Genomic DNA, 16,892 nt, shown 5'->3' with positions numbered 1-16,892 from the left:
GGGTACCGAGCCGGGTCAGCCCTTCACCCGTCAGCCGCCCGAGGTCACCGTCGGCGCGGTCCGCTCGCCGGCGGAGTCCGCACGCCGGCGGCGCCACAGGACCAGCGGGACGACGCCGGCGAGGGCGACGCCCTGCGGGGCGACGGTGAGCGCGGTGGAGGCGGCGGCCTGCGGGTTCAGGCCCTGCTGGTCGAAGGTGTCCGGCACGGGCAGCGTGCCCCAGCGGTTGATCGGCCAGGCCTTGACGACGGCACGGCCGACGACCTGGTCGACAGGGACCATGCCGTGGTTCTTGTCGGACTGGTTGTAGCGGGAGTCCCGCGAGTTCTGCCGGTGGTCGCCCATGACCCAGATGAACCCCTGGGGAACCTTCACAGAGAACTGGCCGCCCTGGTCGTCCTGGCTGCACGGGGTGTTGCCCGGGTAGACGTACGGCTCGTCGAGGGCCTTGCCGTTGACGGTGAGCGGGCCGGTGCCCTTGCAGGTGACGGTGTCGCCACCGACGCCGATGACCCGCTTGATCAGATCCTTCTCCTCCGCCGACGGCATCAGGCCGATCCAGCTGAGGAAGGTCTGCACCGCGTTCGGCTCGGGCGTGGGCTCGCCCGCGAGCCACTTGTCCGGGTCGTGGAAGACGACGACCTCGCCGCGCTCCGGCTCGGAGCCGAACCACGGGGTGAGCTTGTCGACGAGGACCCGGTCGCCCTGCTGGAGGGTGTTCTGCATCGAGTCCGAGGGGATCGAGAACGCCTGCACCAGGAACGTCTTGATCAGCAGGGCGAGGACGAGCGCGATGCCGATCAGGATCGGCAGCTCCTTCCAGAAGGAGCGCGGCTTCTTCGCCTTGGGCGCGCCGTCGCCCGGGCCCGGCTCCGTGGTGGGCGGCTGTCCGCCCCCGGGGCCCGCGGGGCCTCCGGCCGCCGGGACGTCATTCCCGGAGTTCACGGCGCCGTCCGTAGCCTGGTCGGCCGCTTCCACGGGACGTCCGCGGTACTCCTCGCCGTCGTGCCCGGACCGTGCGCCAACCGCCACATCCCCCACGCCAACTCCTAACTCTGTGCCGCTGCCTGCCCCACATACGGCGCAGGCCCACCACTCCCATAACGAGCGGGAGTTCCGCAGGGCTCGGGAGTCCGACCGGTCCGTTCGGATGGTCGGGAGCAACCCTATGCGACGTGCCGGGGGCCGAGGTCGTCGCGAAGCCCGAGTCGGTCACGGAGGAAAAGGTTTGCGGTTCTTTTAGGGAGTTCCAGCGGCCGAGGGGCCACGCGATGACCATGGCCCGGCCCAGCACGCCGTCCTCGGAGACGGTGCCGCCGTAGTCGGTGTCCTGGTGGAAACGGGAGTCGGCGGAGTTGCCCCGGTGGTCGCCCATCACCCACAGCCGGCCCTGGGGGACGGTGATGTCGAAGGCCATCGCGGAGGGGGCGTCGCCGGGGTAGATGTAGTTTCCCTCGTTCAGGGGAACGCCGTTGACGGTGACGCGTCCGGCGCCGTCGCAGCACTGGACGCGGTCGCCGCCCACGCCGACGACCCGTTTGATGAGGTCCTTCTCGTCGTCGGACGGCAGCAGGCCGATGAACGTGAGCCCTTCCTTGATCTGCTTGACGACGACGGGGTCCGCCTTCTTGGGGGTCGTCTGCTCGTCCTGCAGCCAGCCGCCGGGGTCCTTGAAGACGACGACGTCGCCGCGCTGCGGCTTGGAGCCGAACCACGGGGTGAACTTGTCCACCAGGACGCGGTCGCCGATCTGGATCGTCTGCTCCATCGAGCCGGACGGGATCACGAAGGCCTGCACGAGGAACGTCTTGAGCACCAGGGCGATGAGGACGGCCACGCCGACGAGCAGCGGGATCTCCCGGACGGCGCTCCGCCTGCGCTTGCGCTTGACCTTGCGCTGGAGCTTGCGCCGTTCCGTGCGCGTGCGTCCGCCGCCGCCGGGGGTGGAGGTGCGCCGCGCGCCGGTGGGCAGGAGGTTGTCCGCGGCGCTGACGGGGACGCCGCGCGGCTTTCCGCGGTTACCCATCGGCGCCCTCCCCGGCCGGCACGCGCGCGTAGGCGCTCGGGCGGTGCAGTCGGGCCTGGTGGGCGAAGGGCCAGACGATCCAGTCGGCGCGGCCGATCACCTCGCCGACGGGGATCATGCCGCCGCCCGGGGACCCCAGGTGATCGCGGGAGTCGCTGGAGGCGCTGCGGTGGTCGCCGAGGAGGAACAGGGCGCCTTCGGGCACGACGACGTCGAAGGGCACCGTGGAGGGGCTGTCGCCCGGGTACAGGAACGTCGACTCGTCGACCGGCCGGCCGTTCACCTGGATCCTCCCGTCCTTGTCACAGCAGACCACGTGGTCTCTTCCCACACCCACAACGCGTTTGATGTAGTCCGCGTGCCCGAAGTACCCGGTGCCGTCGAACACGACGACGTCGCCGCGCCGCGGTTCGGCACCGAAACGGTACGCCAACTTATTTACGAGAACCCGGTCCCCGATCCTCAATCCGGTTTCCATGGATCGGCTGGGAATCTGGAAGGGCTGAGCCACGAAACTGTTCAAGAACAGCGAAAACAGCAGGCAGGCAAGGAGGGTGAGGCTGATCCACCCACCGGGGACCCATTCCGTGACGCGCCCCGCCAACGCGAAACGCGACCGTCCCTCCGGTGCCGCCGCCTCCGAGCTGTGCTCGGGAGGGGCGGGTGCGGAGGAGCGGTCGCGCTCCGTGTGCTGCGCTTCGGTGTCCATCGAGGCCAGATGTTATCCGGCCGGGCCGTGGACCCCTCAGGGCGCTCAGTTGTCGCGCTTCTCCTTGATCTTCGCGGCCTTGCCGCGGAGCTCACGGAGGTAGTACAGCTTGGCGCGGCGGACGTCACCGCGGGTGACGAGCTCGATCTTCTCGACGATCGGGGTGTGCACCGGGAAGGTGCGCTCGACGCCGACGGAGAAGGAGACCTTGCGGACCGTGAAGGTCTCGCGGACACCGGCGCCCTGACGGCGGATGACGACGCCCTTGAACTGCTGCACACGGGAGCGGTTGCCCTCGATGACGCGGACGTGGACGTTGACGGTGTCACCCGGGCGGAAGGCCGGGACGTCGCTGCGCAGCGACGCGGCGTCGACGGAGTCGAGCAGGTGAGACATTTCGTCTGCTTTCTTCGCTGATGCCACAGGTCATCAACGGGAACTAGAGGTTCTGGGTTGGTGGTCGCGCGCGTCGGGGCGGGCGTCGTGTCCCCCTGTGGCAGGGGCGCACGCCGGACAGCGCACAACAGCGGCCTATTGTTCCACGCCGCCGGTCCTGCGCCAAAATCGGCCGTAGGGCTCGCCCTCCGGGTCCGGGGACCAGCCCAGGATGGAGAGCATCTCGCGGTCCTTCTTGTCGAAGGCCCGGGGGTCGGCGCGCTCGATCAGGTCGGGCCGGTTGGCCGTCGTACGGCTGAGGGCCTCGTCGCGGCGCCAGCGGGCGATCCTGCCGTGGTGGCCGCTGAGCAGCACCTCGGGGATGTCCCGGCCGCGCCAGGCGGGGGGCTTGGTGTAGACGGGCCCTTCCAGGAGGTCGGCCATGGCGCCGGGCGCGAAGGAGTCGTCGCGGTGGGACTCGGCGTTGCCGAGGACGCCGGGCAGCAGCCGGGCCACCGCCTCGGTGACGACGAGCACGGCCGCCTCGCCGCCGGCGAGGACGTAGTCGCCGATGGAGACCTCGTAGACCGGTATGCGGGTGGCGTACTCGTCGACGACGCGGCGGTCGATGCCCTCGTAGCGGGCGGGCGTGAAGATCAGCCAGGGGCGTTCGGAGAGCTCGCCGGCGAGCTTCTGGGTGAAGGGGCGGCCGCTGGGGGTGGGGACGACGAGTGCGGGGGCGTGGGCGCCGCTCTCGTAGCCGTCGGCGAGGACCGAGTCGAGGGCGTCGCCCCAGGGCTCGGTCTTCATCACCATGCCGGGGCCGCCGCCGTAGGGGGTGTCGTCGACGGTGTTGTGGCGGTCGTACGTCCACTGCCGCAGGTCGTGGACGTGGACGTCGAGCTGTCCACGCGCGCGTGCCTTGCCGACGAGGGAGACGTTCAGCGGGTCGAGGTACTCGGGGAAGATCGTGACGACGTCGAGGCGCATCAGGACTCGTCCCGGGAGGAGGCGATCTCGGCGCGGTCGTCGATCAGTCCGGGCGGCGGGGCGATGACGGCCCGCTGCTCCTCGAGGTCGATCTCGGTGACGATCTCCTCGACGAACGGGATCATCACCTCGCTGCCGTCGGGCCGCTCCACGATGAAGAGGTCCTGGGAGGGCAGGTGGGAGATCTCGGTGATCCGGCCGACCTCCTCGCCGTCCTCGGTCACCACGTCGAGGTCGATGAGCTGGTGGTCGTAGAACTCGTCCTCGTCCTCGGGGAGTTCCTCGGGGTCGACCTCGGCGATCAGGAGGGTGTTGCGCAGGGCCTCGGCGGCGGTGCGGTCGGTGACGCCCTCGAAGCGCAGGAGGAGACGGCCGCTGTGCACCCGGCCGGTCTCGATCGTGAGCGGACCCACGGAGGCGGGGTCCGTGAACAGTACGGCGCCGGGGCCGAGCCGCTGTTCCGGCTCGTCGGTGCGGACCTCCACGGTGACCTCGCCCTTGATGCCGTGGGCGCGGCCGATCCGTGCGACTACGAGCTGCACTTGCGAAGATCTCCTGTCGTGACGACTGCGGGCCGGGGACGGCCCAGTGGCCCTCCCCGGCCCGAGCCGGTGCTGCTGATGCGTCAGCGGACGTGGTCCACGTCGACGAGGTCGACGCGGACGCCGCGGCCGCCGATGGCGCCCACGACGGTGCGCAAAGCGCGTGCGGTACGGCCGTTGCGGCCGATCACCTTGCCGAGGTCGTCGGGGTGGACCCGGACCTCCAGCACACGCCCGCGGCGCAGGTTGCGCGAGGCGACCTGCACATCGTCAGGGTTGTCGACGATGCCCTTCACGAGGTGCTCAAGCGCCTCTTCGAGCATGCTGCTCAGGCCTCGGTCGACTCGGAGGACTCGGCGGCGGCCTCGTCCTTCTTCTCGGCCTTCTTCTTCTGGGTGATCGCCTCACCCTTGCCCGTGTCGTCGCCACCGAGGGCCTCGAACGACGGGCGCGCCTTCTTCGGCTCGGCGGTCAGCAGCGGAGCCGGGGCGGGCTCGCCCTTGAACTTCTGCCAGTCGCCGGTCTTCTTCAGGATGGCGAGGACGGGCTCGGTCGGCTGCGCGCCGACACCGAGCCAGTACGCCACGCGGTCCGCGTCGACCTCGATGACCGACGGGTTGTACGTCGGGTGGTACTTGCCGATCTCCTCGATCGCACGGCCGTCACGGCGGGTGCGGGAGTCGGCGACGACGATGCGGTAGTGAGGCGAACGGATCTTGCCCAGACGCTTCAGCTTGATCTTGACTGCCACGGGAGTGGGTTCTCCTGGATTTGACGTGGTTGGGCACGGCGAGAATGCCGCGTGGGGTTGCGGTACCCGAGTGCCCGACGGACGCGTCAGCCGGAGGAGAGAGGGGTCCTGTGCGGCTGTCGAGTACAGCTAGCCATTGTGCCACACCCCGCGGGTCGCTTTCGGGCGGGGGCTCGGGCCCCTGGACTCCATGGCTGATTCCGCCCCCGCGCCGGTTGCGGGCGGCGCGGGGGCGGTGTCGGGGTGGGCGAGTCGTCCGGGGACCGGCAGCCACGAGATGCCGGTGTCTCCCGGTTACGCCGCGCCCATGATTTCCGGGATGCGGAACGGCTTGCCGCAGCCGCCGCAGACGATCGGCGCCTGCGCCAGGACCGACGGCACGACGCGGACGTTGCGGCCGCAGTCGCACACCGCCTTGACGCGGACGCCGCCGCCGGAGGAGCCGTGCCGGGCGGCCGGGCCGCGGAAGGCGCGGGTGGTGTCGGCGGAGGTGGCCGCCAGGTGCGCCTTGAGGGCCCGGTGGAGGCGGTCGATGGTCGGCCGGTAGCGCCGCTTGGCCTCGGGGTTGAGCGTGACCAGCGAGAAGCCGCTGCTGGGGTGCGGCTCATCGGGGTGGTCCAGGCCCAGCTCCTCGGCGATCGCGAGGAATCGGCGGTTGTGGTAGCGGCCGGCCCGGGAGGTGTCACGGACGCCGCGCGAGGCGGCGATCCCGTGAACCGCCTCGTGCAGCAGCCGCTCGAAGGAGAGCTCGTGACCGCAGGCGGACGACGACTCCCCGATCAGGGACTCTGGCGCGGCAAGGTCCGGCAACTCGGGGTGGTACCGCTGAATGTCGGCCCACGCCTGTGCCAGCTCTGCGGCGAGAACAGGTGGTGTCTGTGTCGTGCTCACGTAATGACAACGAGCGTGGGTGCCGCTGTGTTCCTATTCCGGGCCATCCCAAATAATTTGCACTTACCCGTCAGTTGCCTCTGATGCGTCCTGACGAGGGCGGGTGCGCTGATCTGCGGAGAAGCCTCACAGGCCGTACCAAGGTGGTACGTAGTCCGCGATACGCACCGGCGCGTAGTCGATGTCCGCGCTCCGTTCGCGCGCCGGGCGACTCGACTCCCCCCGGGAGCGCAAGAGGCGTTTCCGGCCGCTCCCCCGCCGGGGTACGACGACCCGGTCGGCGTACGCGACGGGGGCGACGTTACCGGGCTCGGCCCCGCGCTCGGGCACCGCCCCGCCTCCGCGGCGGGACGCCGTCCGGTCTGCGTGTTCCCGGCGGCCCCCGCCTCATGCCCGTCGGCCAGGACGGCACGGCGGGCGGCCGGGTGCCCTCGCCATGGCGCGATGGTACGGGCTTGGGTTACCGGAATGTGAAATCCGGCCACACCGGCGCCCGGACCGCAAGCCGGGCCCCGCGACCTCTGGACGCGGAACCGAGTGCGGAGTTACCTGGCATACGGGGAGTGCGAGCGCACTTAGGGGTCCTTGCGCTATGAGCGTCCGATCAGGGCGCGTGGGCTGGTGCCGTGCATCGCAAGGCGCCGGAGGTCTCTGGTAGCGGAGCTACCAGGGGGCTTCGGCAACGCGGCGAGGCGCGGTGCCAGGCCGCGTGACCCGGACAGGCATAGCGCAAGGACCCCTTACGGGGCCACCTTGACGATCAGCGGCAACTCACGGCGGATTGGGGCGCTTTTCCATGACACCTACGCTCGTGCGCCAGCACCGGCCTCAAGCGGGGCCGGTGCCCCGCGCGGACCTGGCGGCACGCGCGCGTGACTGGTCCGAGATCCAGGAGCGGATGCTGGTTCCGCTCCACGAGGCCGTCTACGAGCGGCTGGACGTGGGTCCGGGCACGCGGCTGCTGGCCCTGGGCTGCGGCTCCGGGCTGGCCCTGCTGACGGCCGTCTCCGCGGGCGCCCGCGTCACGGGCGTCGAGTCCTCCTTCCCGGAGCGGCTGGCCCTCGCCCGGCGGCGGCTGGCCCCGCAGACCTGGGACGCACACGCGCGTGACGCCGTCCGCCTCGTCGACGGCACGCTGCGGGACCTCGGGGACGGCACGCACGCGAACGCCGGCGAGGACTCGGCCGACGGCTCGCCGGACCCGGCCGACGCAGCGACGGCTCCGTACGACATCGTGACCGCCTTCGAGCCCATCGGCTGCCTCGCCGGCGACTCCGAGGGGCTCGGCGAGGAGCTCGCGGCCGCCGCTCCGCTCGCCCGGCGCGGCGCGCCCGTCGTGCTCGCCGGCTGGGGCCCGCCGGAGCGCTGCGCCACATCCACGGTGCTGCGGGTGGCCACCAAACTGACCGAACCTTTGCGCTCAGCGGGCAGTTGGCGTCCGGCCCTGCGCGACGACCTGGAGGAGGTCGCCCAGCGCGCCGGGCTGAAGCCGGACGGATCCGGGCGCGTGGCCTGCCCGTTCGGCTACGCGAGCGTGGCCAGCGCCCTCAAGGGCCTGCTGTCGACAGGCCTGTTCGACGCGGCGATCTCCGCGACGGACCAGGCACAGGTCGACAAGGAGATCACCGAGGCGCTGCACCCGTACCGACGGCCGGACGGCACGGTGTGGATGCCGAACGTGTTCCGCTACCTGATCGCCCGAACACCCTGAGGGATGCCACCGGCGGTCTCACGGGCCTGCTGAAGCCCAAGCCCGGGCGAGCCCACGGGCCGGGGCGAGGCCGGAGGCCGGGTGAGCCCGAGGCCGGGCAAGCTCATGGGCCGGGTGAGACCCAAGACTGGACGAGCCCACGGGCCGGAGCGAGGCCCAAGGCCGGAGCCCACAGGCTTGGGCCAGGTCAAGGCCGGGCGAGCCCACGGGACGGAGCGAGGCCCAAGGCAGGGTGAACTTACAGGCCCGGGCGAGGCCCAAGGCCCGACGAGCCCACGGGCCGGGGCTAGGCCCAAGGCCGGGCAGGCTCATGGGCCGGGGTAAGACCCGAGGCCGGACGAGCCCACAGGCCGGAGCGGGGCCCAAGGCAGGGTGTACTCACAGCCCGGGGCGAGGCCCAAGGCCCGACGAGCCCACAGGCCAGGGCGAGATCCAAGGCCGGGCAAGCTCACGGGCCGGGGCGAGACCCGAGGCCGGACCAGCCCCCGGGCTGGGGGCGAGGCCCAAGGCCGAGCGGGCTCACGGGCCGGAGCGAGGCCCAAGGCCGGACGAGCCCACAGGCCGGGACGAACTCACGGGCCGGGGCGAGGCCCAAGGCTGGACCAGCCCACGGGCTGGGGCGAGGCCCAAGGCCGAGCGGGCTAACGGGCCCGGGCGAGGCCCCAGGGCCGTCTCACGCCTCGCTCTTCGTCAGGCGGGTGATTCCTGCGATGCGGTAGGCGTCCGCCTCCTCCAGGGTCTCGTGTTCCAGGAGCGCCTCCGCCAGCGCGTCCAACTGCCTTCGGTGGTCGCGGAGTTTGCGGATGGCCTCCTCGTAGCAGTCCTCCACGACGCGCCGCATCTCGTCGTCGATCACATCGAGGGTGCGCGGCGCGGCGGCGAGGCCGTAGGCCTGCTGGGCGTCGCTCGGGAGGGCGGACAGGCGGCCCACGCGCTCGCTCATGCCCCACCGGGCGACCATGCCCCGCGCGATGTTCGTGACCTGCTCGAGGTCGTTCTCCGCTCCCGTGGTGACCACCCCGTAGATCACCTGCTCGGCCGCCATTCCGCCCAGGGCGCCGATGATGCGGCCGCGCAGGTACTCCTCGGAGAGCGCGTACCGCTCCACCTCCGGCGTCGACATCGTCACCCCGAGCGCCCGGCCGCGCGGCACGATGGTGACCTTGCGGACGGGGTCGGCGCCGGGCTGCAGCATGCCCAGCAGCGCGTGCCCGCTCTCGTGGTAGGCGGTCCTGCGGCGGTCCTCCTCGGGCATGACGAGCGTGCGCTCCGCCCCCAGCTGCACCTTCTCCAGCGCCTCCGACAGGTCCGCCGAGGTCACCCGGTCCTGCTTGCGCTTGACGGCGAGCAGGGCGGCCTCGTTGGCGAGGTTGGCCAGATCCGCACCCGTCATGCCCGGGGTCGTGCGCGCCACCTGGGCGAGGTCCACGTCGTCGGCGAGCGGGATCTCCCGGGTGTGGATGCGCAGGATCGCCTCCCGTCCGCCGCGGTCCGGCGGGGAGACGCTGACCACCCGGTCGAAGCGGCCGGGCCGGGTCAGGGCCGGGTCCAGGATGTCGGCGCGGTTGGTCGCGGCGATGACGATGACGCCCTCCGAGCCGGAGAAGCCGTCCATCTCGGTGAGGATCTGGTTCAGCGTCTGCTCGCGCTCGTCGTGGCCGCTCACCGAGGCGCCCCCGCCGCGCACCCGCCCGATGGTGTCGATCTCGTCGATGAAGATGATCGACGGCGCCACCTTGCGCGCCTCGGCGAACAGCTCGCGCACCCGGGACGCGCCGACGCCGACGATCATCTCGATGAACTCCGAGGCGGAGGCCGAGAAGAAGGGCACCCCGGCCTCGCCGGCCACCGCCCGCGCGAGCAGGGTCTTGCCGGTGCCGGGCGAGCCCGCAAGCAGCACACCGCGGGGCATCTTGGCGCCCATCCTGCGGTAGGCGTCCGGGTGCTCCAGGAAGTCGACCACGTCGTCCAGTTCGCCCTTGACCTCGTCGATGCCGGCCACGTCGGCGAAGGTGGTGCGCTGGGTGCCGGCGCGCAGCTCGACCGGCTTGGGCGGGGTCTTGCGCCCGAGCATGCCGCCCGCACCGCCCAGCCCGCCGCCGAAGCGCCGGGCGACGAAGATCCACACGGCGACCAGGACCACGATCGGCACCAGCGAGATCAGCAGGTTGGACAGCAGACCGCGCTGCTGCACCACCGGCCGCGCGGTCACGGTGACGTCCCGCCGCTCCAGGTTCTGCCAGAGGTCGTCTTCGGCGAAGGCCGGCCGCTGGGTGCGGAACCGGGTGTACTGGCCGCCGCCGTCGGGATCGTCACGGGCCTTCTTGAGCTGGCCCTCGATCGCGTCGCCCTTGGAGTAGATCTTGTCGACGTTGCCCTCGTCGACCTGTCTGCTGAACTCCGTGTAGGCGATCGTGGGCTCGTCGCCCCGGTCGAGGTAGTTGAGCCCGATGTAGGCCAGCAGGAAGACGATCACGGCGGTGACGGCCAGGCCCCACCAGCGCCCGCGCCTCCTGCGGCCGCCGGATCTCGCCGGCGGCTCGTCCGGAGTGCCCTCGGTGCGCCACGGCTGGTCGGGGGTCCGCCGCGGCGGCGCGGCATCGCTCATATCTGGACGTTACGGCACACAGCGGACGGCGGCACGCGCTGAGGGCGCCCTCCCGTGCGGAAGGACGCCCTCAGCGTCTTGCGTTCCTCGCGGTGTCACACGCCCTGGCGCACGACACCCGCGGGCTCAGCCCATGAACTTCTTGAACTCGTCCGGCAGCTCGAAGTCCTGGCCGCCCTGCTGGCCGGGCAGACCGAAGGCGCCGCCGGGGCCGCCCTGCGCGCCGGCCGCCCTGCGGGCCGCCTCCTCCTGCTCCTGCTGCCTGCGCTTCATCGGGTTGCCGGAGCGCTGCTTGCCCTTGGCCTTCTTCGGCTGCTTCTTGGTGCGGCCGGGGCCGCCGCCCATGCCGGGCATCCCCGGCATCCCGGGCATGCCGCCGCCCTGCGCCATGCGGGACATCATCTTGCGGGCCTCGAAGAACCGCTCGACCAGGCCCTTCACCGCGCTGACGTCGACGCCGGAGCCCTTGGCGATCCGGGCGCGGCGCGAGCCGTTGATGATCGTGGGGTCCTGGCGCTCGGCGGGGGTCATCGACTTGATGATCGCGGCCGTGCGGTCCACGTCCCGCTCGTCGAGGTTGTTGATCTGGTCCTTGATCTGCCCCATACCGGGGAGCATGCCGAGGAGCTTGGAGATCGACCCCATCTTCCTGACCTGCTCCATCTGGGCCAGGAAGTCGTCGAGCGTGAACTCCTGACCCTTCTTGGACGCCAGCTTGGAGGCCATCTTGGCGGCCTCTTCCTGGCTGAAGGTCTTCTCCGCCTGCTCGATCAGGGTGAGCAGGTCACCCATGTCGAGGATGCGGGACGCCATCCGGTCCGGGTGGAACTGGTCGAAGTCGTCGAGCTTCTCGCCGTTCGACGCGAACATGATCGGCTTGCCGGTGATCTGCCGGATCGACAGGGCGGCGCCGCCGCGCGCGTCGCCGTCGAGCTTGGAGAGGACCACGCCGTCGAAGCCGACGCCGTCGCGGAACGCCTCGGCGGTGTTGACGGCGTCCTGACCGATCATGGCGTCGACGACGAAGAGGATCTCGTCGGGGCTGACCGCGTCGCGGATGTCGGCGGCCTGCTGCATCATCTCGGCGTCGATGCCGAGGCGGCCCGCGGTGTCCACGATCACGATGTCGTGCACCCGGGACTTCGCGAAGTCGATGGAGTCCTTGGCGACCTGGACCGGGTCGCCGACGCCGTTGCCCGGCTGCGGCGCGTAGACGGCGACACCGGCGCGCTCGGCGACGACGCTCAGCTGGTTGACGGCGTTGGGACGCTGGAGGTCGCAGGCGACCAGCAGCGGCGAGTGGCCCTGCTCCTTCAGCCAGCGGCCCAGCTTGCCCGCGAGGGTGGTCTTACCGGCGCCCTGGAGACCGGCCAGCATGATGACGGTGGGCGGCTGCTTGGCGAAGCGCAGCCGCCGGGTCTCGCCGCCGAGGATCGTGATCAACTCGTCGTTGACGATCTTGAGGACCTGCTGGCCGGGGTTGAGGGCCTTGGAGACCTCGACCCCCAGACAGCGCTCCTTTACGTTCTTGATGAACGTGCGGACGACGGGCAGGGCAACGTCGGCTTCCAGGAGCGCAATGCGGATCTCGCGCGCTGTGGCGTCGATGTCCGCCTCGCTCAAACGCCCCTTGCCGCGCAGATTCTTGAAGGTCGCTGAGAGGCGATCGGAGAGAGTATCGAACACGGCGGCGTCGGTCCTCGGAGTCGGGGGCGTTTGGGGCTGCTGTCCAGGGTATCCGGCCCCGCAAGCGAATCGCCCCCGCCTGCTGCATTCAGCAGGCGGGGGCGGCAAACCCCGCGCAGGCGGGGAGCGGGTGTCGCCTCCGAGGATTGTGACGAGCTCGTCCGGATCATCCCCGCGTCGGCCGGGAGCACAATCCGCTCAACGCACGGCACACCGTGAGGTCACGCCCTCAGCGTCTCCTCCAGTTTCCGCGCGACGGCCGTGGCCTCGCCCGGCGGCAGGGGGGCGCCCGTGTCGTCCGTGACGTAGAAGGCGTCGACGGCGTTGGCGCCGAGCGTGCTCACGTGCATGCTCCGCACGCGCACCGCCGCGTCCTCCAGCGCCCGTCCGATCCGCAGCAGCAGTCCGGGGGCGTCCTGGGCGCGGACCTCGATGACCGTGGCGTGGCGGGAGGCCGCGGGGGCGACCGTCACGCGCGCGGGGGGCGCGACCGTGCCCCGGCGCCTGGGGTAGGCGGCGTCCCGCTCGGCGAGCCGGCCCGCGATGTCCAGTGAGCCGTCCAGCGCGCGGACCAGGTCGGCGCGCAGCCGGGCCGCCTGGGGCAGCGAGCCGTACTCGGCGGCGACCCGCCAGTTGAGCAGCAGAACGGAGCCGTCGATGCCGGAGGGCAGGTCGTGGGCGCGCAGTTCGGCGGTGCGCACGGTCAGCCGGTGCAGAGCGAGGACGCCGGCGACGGCCGGGAGCACGCTGGGCTGGTCGGGTACGGCGACGATGAGTTCCACGCCGAGCGGTTCGGGGTCGCCGGGCGCTGGTCCGGCCGCCGCGTCGGCGGGCGGTTCGGTCTGTGCGCGCAGCGAGAGGACCGGGCTGCCGGTGGCGGCCGCCTCGATGGCGAGGCGCTCCTGTTCGGCGGTGGGCGCGGCGGCAGCCGGCTCCTCGGGTTCGTCCCCGGCGAGGACGGCGGCGACGCGTTTGACCAGCTCGGCGACGAGTGAGCCGCGCCAGGAGGACCAGGCGGCCGGGCCGGTGGCGAGGGCGTCGGCCTCGGTCAGGGCGTGCAGCAGTTCGAGTGTGCCGGGTGAGCCGACGGCTTCGGCGACCGAGCGGACGGTGGCCGGATCCTCCAGGTCGCGCCGGGTGGCCGTCTCGACGAGCAGCAGGTGGTGGCGGACGAGGGTGGCGAGGACGGCGGCGTCCGCTTGGTCGAAGCCGATGCGGACGGCGACGTCCCTGGCGATGGTCTCGCCGGCCACGGAGTGGTCGCCGGGCCAGCCCTTGCCGATGTCGTGCAGCAGCGCGGCGACCAGGAGGAGGTCGGGCCGGCTGACGCGGCGGGTGAACTCGGAGGCGCGCACGGCGGTCTCGATGAGGTGCCGGTCGACGGTCCACAGGTGCACGGCGTTGCGCTGCGGCCGGCAGCGCACCCGCTCCCAGTCGGGCAGCAGCCGGGTGATCAGGCCGGCGGCCTCCAGTGCCTCCCAGACGTCGACGGTGGGGCGGCCGGAGCCGAGCAGGGTGACCAGTTGTTCGCGTGCTTCGGCGGGCCAGGGCGTGGGCAGGGGGCGCACGGTGGCGGCGAGGCGGCGTACGGCGTGGAGGGAGAGCGGGAGGCCGGCCTGGGCGGCGGCGGCCGCGGCGCGCAGCGGGAGCACGGGGTCGCGTTCGGGGCGTGCGGCGCGGGCGAGCACCACCTCGCCGTCCTGTTCGACGACGCCTTCGGCGAGCGGGGAGCGTTCGGCGGTGGGCTTGCCGCCGCCGAGCATGGCGCGCAGCCTCGGCCGCACGGCGCGCGACCGGAGCACGCGCCCCACTTCGCGCCAGGTGACGTCGCTGGCGTAGGAGATGACGCGGGCGGCCTCGTAGACCTGGCGCAGGAGGGTGTCGGCGTCCAGGAGGCCCAGTTCGGCGGCGACCTGGTCCTGCTCCTGGAGGGAGAGGCGGTCCGTGGCGCGGCCGGTGGTCAGGTGGAGGGCGTCGCGGACGTCGAGGAGCCTGCGGCGGGCGTCGTCGAGGCCTTCGCGGGGTGCGTCGGCGAGCCAGGAGGCTGCGACGGCGCGCAGGGCGGTGGCGTCCCTGAGGCCGCCGCGGGCCTCCTTCAGGTCGGGTTCCAGGAGGTACTGGAGTTCGCCCTGGCGGTCGGCGCGTTCGGCGCAGAGCTCCTGGAGCTGGGGCAGGCGTTTGGGCGCCTGGTTGCGCCAGTCGGCGAGGGCGGCGGTGCGCAGTGCGGCCGTCACCGCCGGGTCGCCGGCGAGGTGGCGGGCGTCCAGCAGGCCGAGGTGGACCTTCAGGTCCTCGCCGGCCGTCTTGCGGGCCTCGGCGGGGGTGCGCACGGAGTGGTCGAGGGCGAGGCCGAGGTCCCACACGGGGTACCAGAGGCGGTCGGCGAGTCCGGCGATCTCCGCGGGGTCGCCGCCGTCGTGCAGCAGGAGGAGGTCGAGGTCGCTGCGCGGGGACAGTTCGCCTCGGCCGTAGCCGCCGACGGCGACCAGGGAGACGCCCTGGGTGGTGCCGGCGGCCGCGGTGAACAGTCCCGCGAGCCAGTCGTCGGTGAGTTGGGACAGGGCCTTACGGCGCGGCGGCCCGGACCGCGTCTCCTCGGTGAGGAGGCGCAGCCGGGCCGCCGCGTAACCGCTGGGTCCCGAGTCCTCTGCTTCTTTCCGCACGTCCGTACTCGTCACCCAGTGGCTCCTGTTCTGTTCTGCCGTCAGAGCGCGTCCGGGCCGCGCTCGCCGGTGCGGACCCGTACGGCCGTCTCGACCGGGAGGGACCAGACCTTGCCGTCGCCGATCTTGCCGGTGCGGGCCGCCTTGACCACGACGTCGATCAGCTGTTCGGCGTCGTCGTCCTCGGCCAGCACCTCGATGCGGATCTTGGGGACCAGGTCCACCGTGTACTCGGCGCCGCGGTAGACCTCGGTGTGGCCCCGCTGACGACCGTAGCCGCTGGCCTCGGTGACCGTCAGACCGTGCACCCCGAAGGCCTGGAGGGCCTCCTTGATCTCGTCGAGGCGGTGGGGCTTGACGACGGCGGTGATGAGCTTCATGCGTCCACCTTCTTGGCGGTGTCGGGCACGGGGGCCGGGAGGGCGGTCGAGCGGGCGCCGCCGCCGGCTCCGCTGAAGTCGTATGCGGTCTCCGCGTGCTCGGCCTGGTCGATGCCGGCGATCTCGTCGTCCTCGGGGACGCGCATGCCGATGGTCTTGTCCAGGAGGAAGGCGAGGATCGCGGAGGCGATCAGGGAGTAGGCGAGGACGGCGAAGACGCCGGCGCACTGCTTCCACAACTGGTCGAGGCCGCCGCCGTAGAAGAGGCCCTTGACGTCGGACTGGCCCTTGCCGCTGGCGAAGAAGCCGATCAGCAGGGAGCCGAGGACACCGCCGACCAGGTGGACGCCGACGACGTCGAGGGAGTCGTCGTAGCCGAACTTGTACTTCAGGCCGACGGCCATGGCGCACAGGACGCCCGCGATGGCGCCGACGGCGATCGCGCCGAGCGGGGAGACCGCGCCGCCCGACGGGGTGATGGCGACCAGGCCGGCGACCGCGCCGGAGGCGGCGCCGAGCGTGGTGAACGCGCCGTGGCGGATCTTCTCGTAGATCAGCCAGGCCAGCATGGCGGCGGCGGTGGCGACCTGGGTGTTGACGAACATCAGCGCGCCCACGCCGTCGTCGTTGCCGAGCCAGGAGCCGGCGTTGAAGCCGAACCAGCCGAACCACAGCAGACCGGCGCCGAGCATGACCAGCGGGAGGCTGTGCGGGCGCATCGGGTCCTTCTTGAAGCCGACGCGCTTGCCGATGACCAGGATCACGCCGAGGGCCGCGGCGCCGGCGTTGATGTGGACGGCCGTGCCGCCGGCGAAGTCGATGACGCCGAGTTCGAAGGCCCAGCCGCCGGCGCCCCAGACCCAGTGCGCGACGGGGAAGTAGACGACCGAGACCCACAGGGCGACGAACAGCGCCCAGGCGCTGAACTTGACCCGGTCGGCGAGGGCGCCGCTGATCAGGGCCGGGGTGATGACGGCGAACATCAGCTGGAAGACGAGGAAGACGAAGACCGGGATGGTGTAGCCGTCCCACAGCTCGGTCAGGCCGATGTTGCTGAGACCGACCCAGTCCGAGTTCCAGCCGATGAGGCTGCCGGAGTCGGTGCCGAAGGCGAGGGAGAAGCCGTACAGCACCCACAGGATGGTGACGATCCCGAGGCTGATGAAGCTCATCATCAGCATGTTCAGGGTGCTCTTGACGCGGACCATGCCTCCGTAGAAGAAGGCCAGGCCCGGTGTCATGAGCATCACCAGGGCGGAACAGATGAGCATGAAGCCTGTGTTCGCGGACGACAGCGTGGGTGCGTCCGCCGCAAGCGTGATGGCTGATGCCATCGGCGTCTCCTCGTCGTAGGTACGGCCCCGTGCGGGCGAAGCCTGAGCGGAATGAGGGGTGGGCCGCTTATGGGCCACGAGATTGACGCAGCGCGGTTTCGGTGGAAGCCCCTCGTTGTTTCGCCGCCGTGACGAAGGCGCCGTGCGTGTTACGCGTCGATGAACTGGCGGATGCCGCCCCAGCCGATCGTTATCGTGGCGCAACCTTCACCCGGCGGACGCCGGG

Annotated in this window: 15 protein-coding genes; 1 reads left to right on the top strand and 14 read right to left on the bottom strand. The window is 71.7% G+C overall.

The features are described 5' to 3' along the window. Positions 1-30 precede the first annotated feature (30 nt). The 9 genes from lepB (ACFYXA_RS31100) to ACFYXA_RS31060 form a co-directional block, all read right to left on the bottom strand. Positions 31-1,041 (bottom strand): signal peptidase I, encoded by a 1,011-nt coding sequence (lepB, locus tag ACFYXA_RS31100; protein ID WP_389039131.1) that lies wholly within the window; start codon positions 1,039-1,041, stop codon positions 31-33. Next, a complete protein-coding gene (gene lepB / locus ACFYXA_RS31095; RefSeq protein WP_356684253.1) occupies positions 929-2,026 on the bottom strand; it encodes a signal peptidase I in 1,098 nt (365 codons plus the stop codon). The genes lepB (ACFYXA_RS31100) and lepB (ACFYXA_RS31095) overlap by 113 nt, the downstream gene beginning before the upstream one ends. Beyond that, a complete protein-coding gene (gene lepB / locus ACFYXA_RS31090; RefSeq protein WP_389039126.1) occupies positions 2,019-2,735 on the bottom strand; it encodes a signal peptidase I in 717 nt (238 codons plus the stop codon). The genes lepB (ACFYXA_RS31095) and lepB (ACFYXA_RS31090) overlap by 8 nt, the downstream gene beginning before the upstream one ends. 45 nt (positions 2,736-2,780) lie before the next feature. Continuing rightward, positions 2,781-3,131 carry a 50S ribosomal protein L19 gene (gene rplS / locus ACFYXA_RS31085; RefSeq protein WP_020128707.1) on the bottom strand — a complete coding sequence of 117 codons (351 nt, stop codon included), beginning with the start codon at positions 3,129-3,131 and terminating at the stop codon, positions 2,781-2,783. A gap of 135 nt (positions 3,132-3,266) precedes the next feature. Beyond that, the gene (gene trmD / locus ACFYXA_RS31080; protein WP_130444695.1) at positions 3,267-4,100 is read right to left on the bottom strand and encodes a tRNA (guanosine(37)-N1)-methyltransferase TrmD; all 834 of its coding nucleotides are present in this window, start codon (positions 4,098-4,100) and stop codon (positions 3,267-3,269) included. Next, positions 4,100-4,642, bottom strand: a complete 543-nt coding sequence (gene rimM, locus ACFYXA_RS31075) for a ribosome maturation factor RimM (RefSeq protein WP_352247161.1) — start codon at positions 4,640-4,642, stop codon at positions 4,100-4,102. The genes trmD and rimM overlap by 1 nt, the downstream gene beginning before the upstream one ends. 83 nt (positions 4,643-4,725) lie before the next feature. Next, positions 4,726-4,965, bottom strand: coding sequence for an RNA-binding protein (locus tag ACFYXA_RS31070; RefSeq protein WP_003973401.1), 240 nt, complete (start codon positions 4,963-4,965; stop codon positions 4,726-4,728). Between the two features lie 5 nt (positions 4,966-4,970). Then, positions 4,971-5,393: a 30S ribosomal protein S16 gene (gene rpsP, locus ACFYXA_RS31065; RefSeq protein WP_130444691.1), complete on the bottom strand. Its 423-nt coding sequence runs from the start codon at positions 5,391-5,393 to the stop codon at positions 4,971-4,973. A 294-nt stretch (positions 5,394-5,687) separates the two neighbouring features. Continuing rightward, complete coding sequence (locus ACFYXA_RS31060; protein ID WP_352247162.1) at positions 5,688-6,284, bottom strand: hypothetical protein; 597 nt, start codon at positions 6,282-6,284, stop codon at positions 5,688-5,690. 796 nt (positions 6,285-7,080) lie between these two features. On the opposite strand from ACFYXA_RS31060, the gene ACFYXA_RS31055 reads away from it, so the two are divergent. Next, positions 7,081-7,995, top strand: coding sequence for an SAM-dependent methyltransferase (locus tag ACFYXA_RS31055; protein WP_389039116.1), 915 nt, complete (start codon positions 7,081-7,083; stop codon positions 7,993-7,995). A 673-nt stretch (positions 7,996-8,668) separates the two neighbouring features. Here ACFYXA_RS31055 and ftsH read toward each other — a convergent pair. The 5 genes from ftsH to ACFYXA_RS31030 all read right to left on the bottom strand — a co-directional run bounded on the left by ftsH (position 8,669) and on the right by ACFYXA_RS31030 (position 16,666). Next, complete coding sequence (gene ftsH, locus ACFYXA_RS31050) at positions 8,669-10,603, bottom strand: ATP-dependent zinc metalloprotease FtsH (protein WP_352247164.1); 1,935 nt, start codon at positions 10,601-10,603, stop codon at positions 8,669-8,671. A 126-nt stretch (positions 10,604-10,729) separates the two neighbouring features. Continuing rightward, complete coding sequence (ffh, locus tag ACFYXA_RS31045) at positions 10,730-12,289, bottom strand: signal recognition particle protein (protein ID WP_352247165.1); 1,560 nt, start codon at positions 12,287-12,289, stop codon at positions 10,730-10,732. Between the two features lie 221 nt (positions 12,290-12,510). Further along, positions 12,511-14,967 carry a [protein-PII] uridylyltransferase gene (locus tag ACFYXA_RS31040; RefSeq protein WP_352247166.1) on the bottom strand — a complete coding sequence of 819 codons (2,457 nt, stop codon included), beginning with the start codon at positions 14,965-14,967 and terminating at the stop codon, positions 12,511-12,513. A gap of 26 nt (positions 14,968-14,993) precedes the next feature. Beyond that, a complete protein-coding gene (locus ACFYXA_RS31035) occupies positions 14,994-15,332 on the bottom strand; it encodes a P-II family nitrogen regulator (protein ID WP_009190863.1) in 339 nt (112 codons plus the stop codon). After that, a complete protein-coding gene (locus ACFYXA_RS31030) occupies positions 15,329-16,666 on the bottom strand; it encodes an ammonium transporter (RefSeq protein ID WP_352247167.1) in 1,338 nt (445 codons plus the stop codon). The genes ACFYXA_RS31035 and ACFYXA_RS31030 overlap by 4 nt, the downstream gene beginning before the upstream one ends. Positions 16,667-16,892: the final 226 nt, after the last annotated feature.

This window comes from Streptomyces sp. NPDC002566 (assembly GCF_042889585.1).
Classification (GTDB): Bacteria; Actinomycetota; Actinomycetes; order Streptomycetales; family Streptomycetaceae; genus Streptomyces.
Note: the sequence above shows the minus strand (reverse complement) of the source record. Positions and strands in the feature narration are given on the sequence as shown.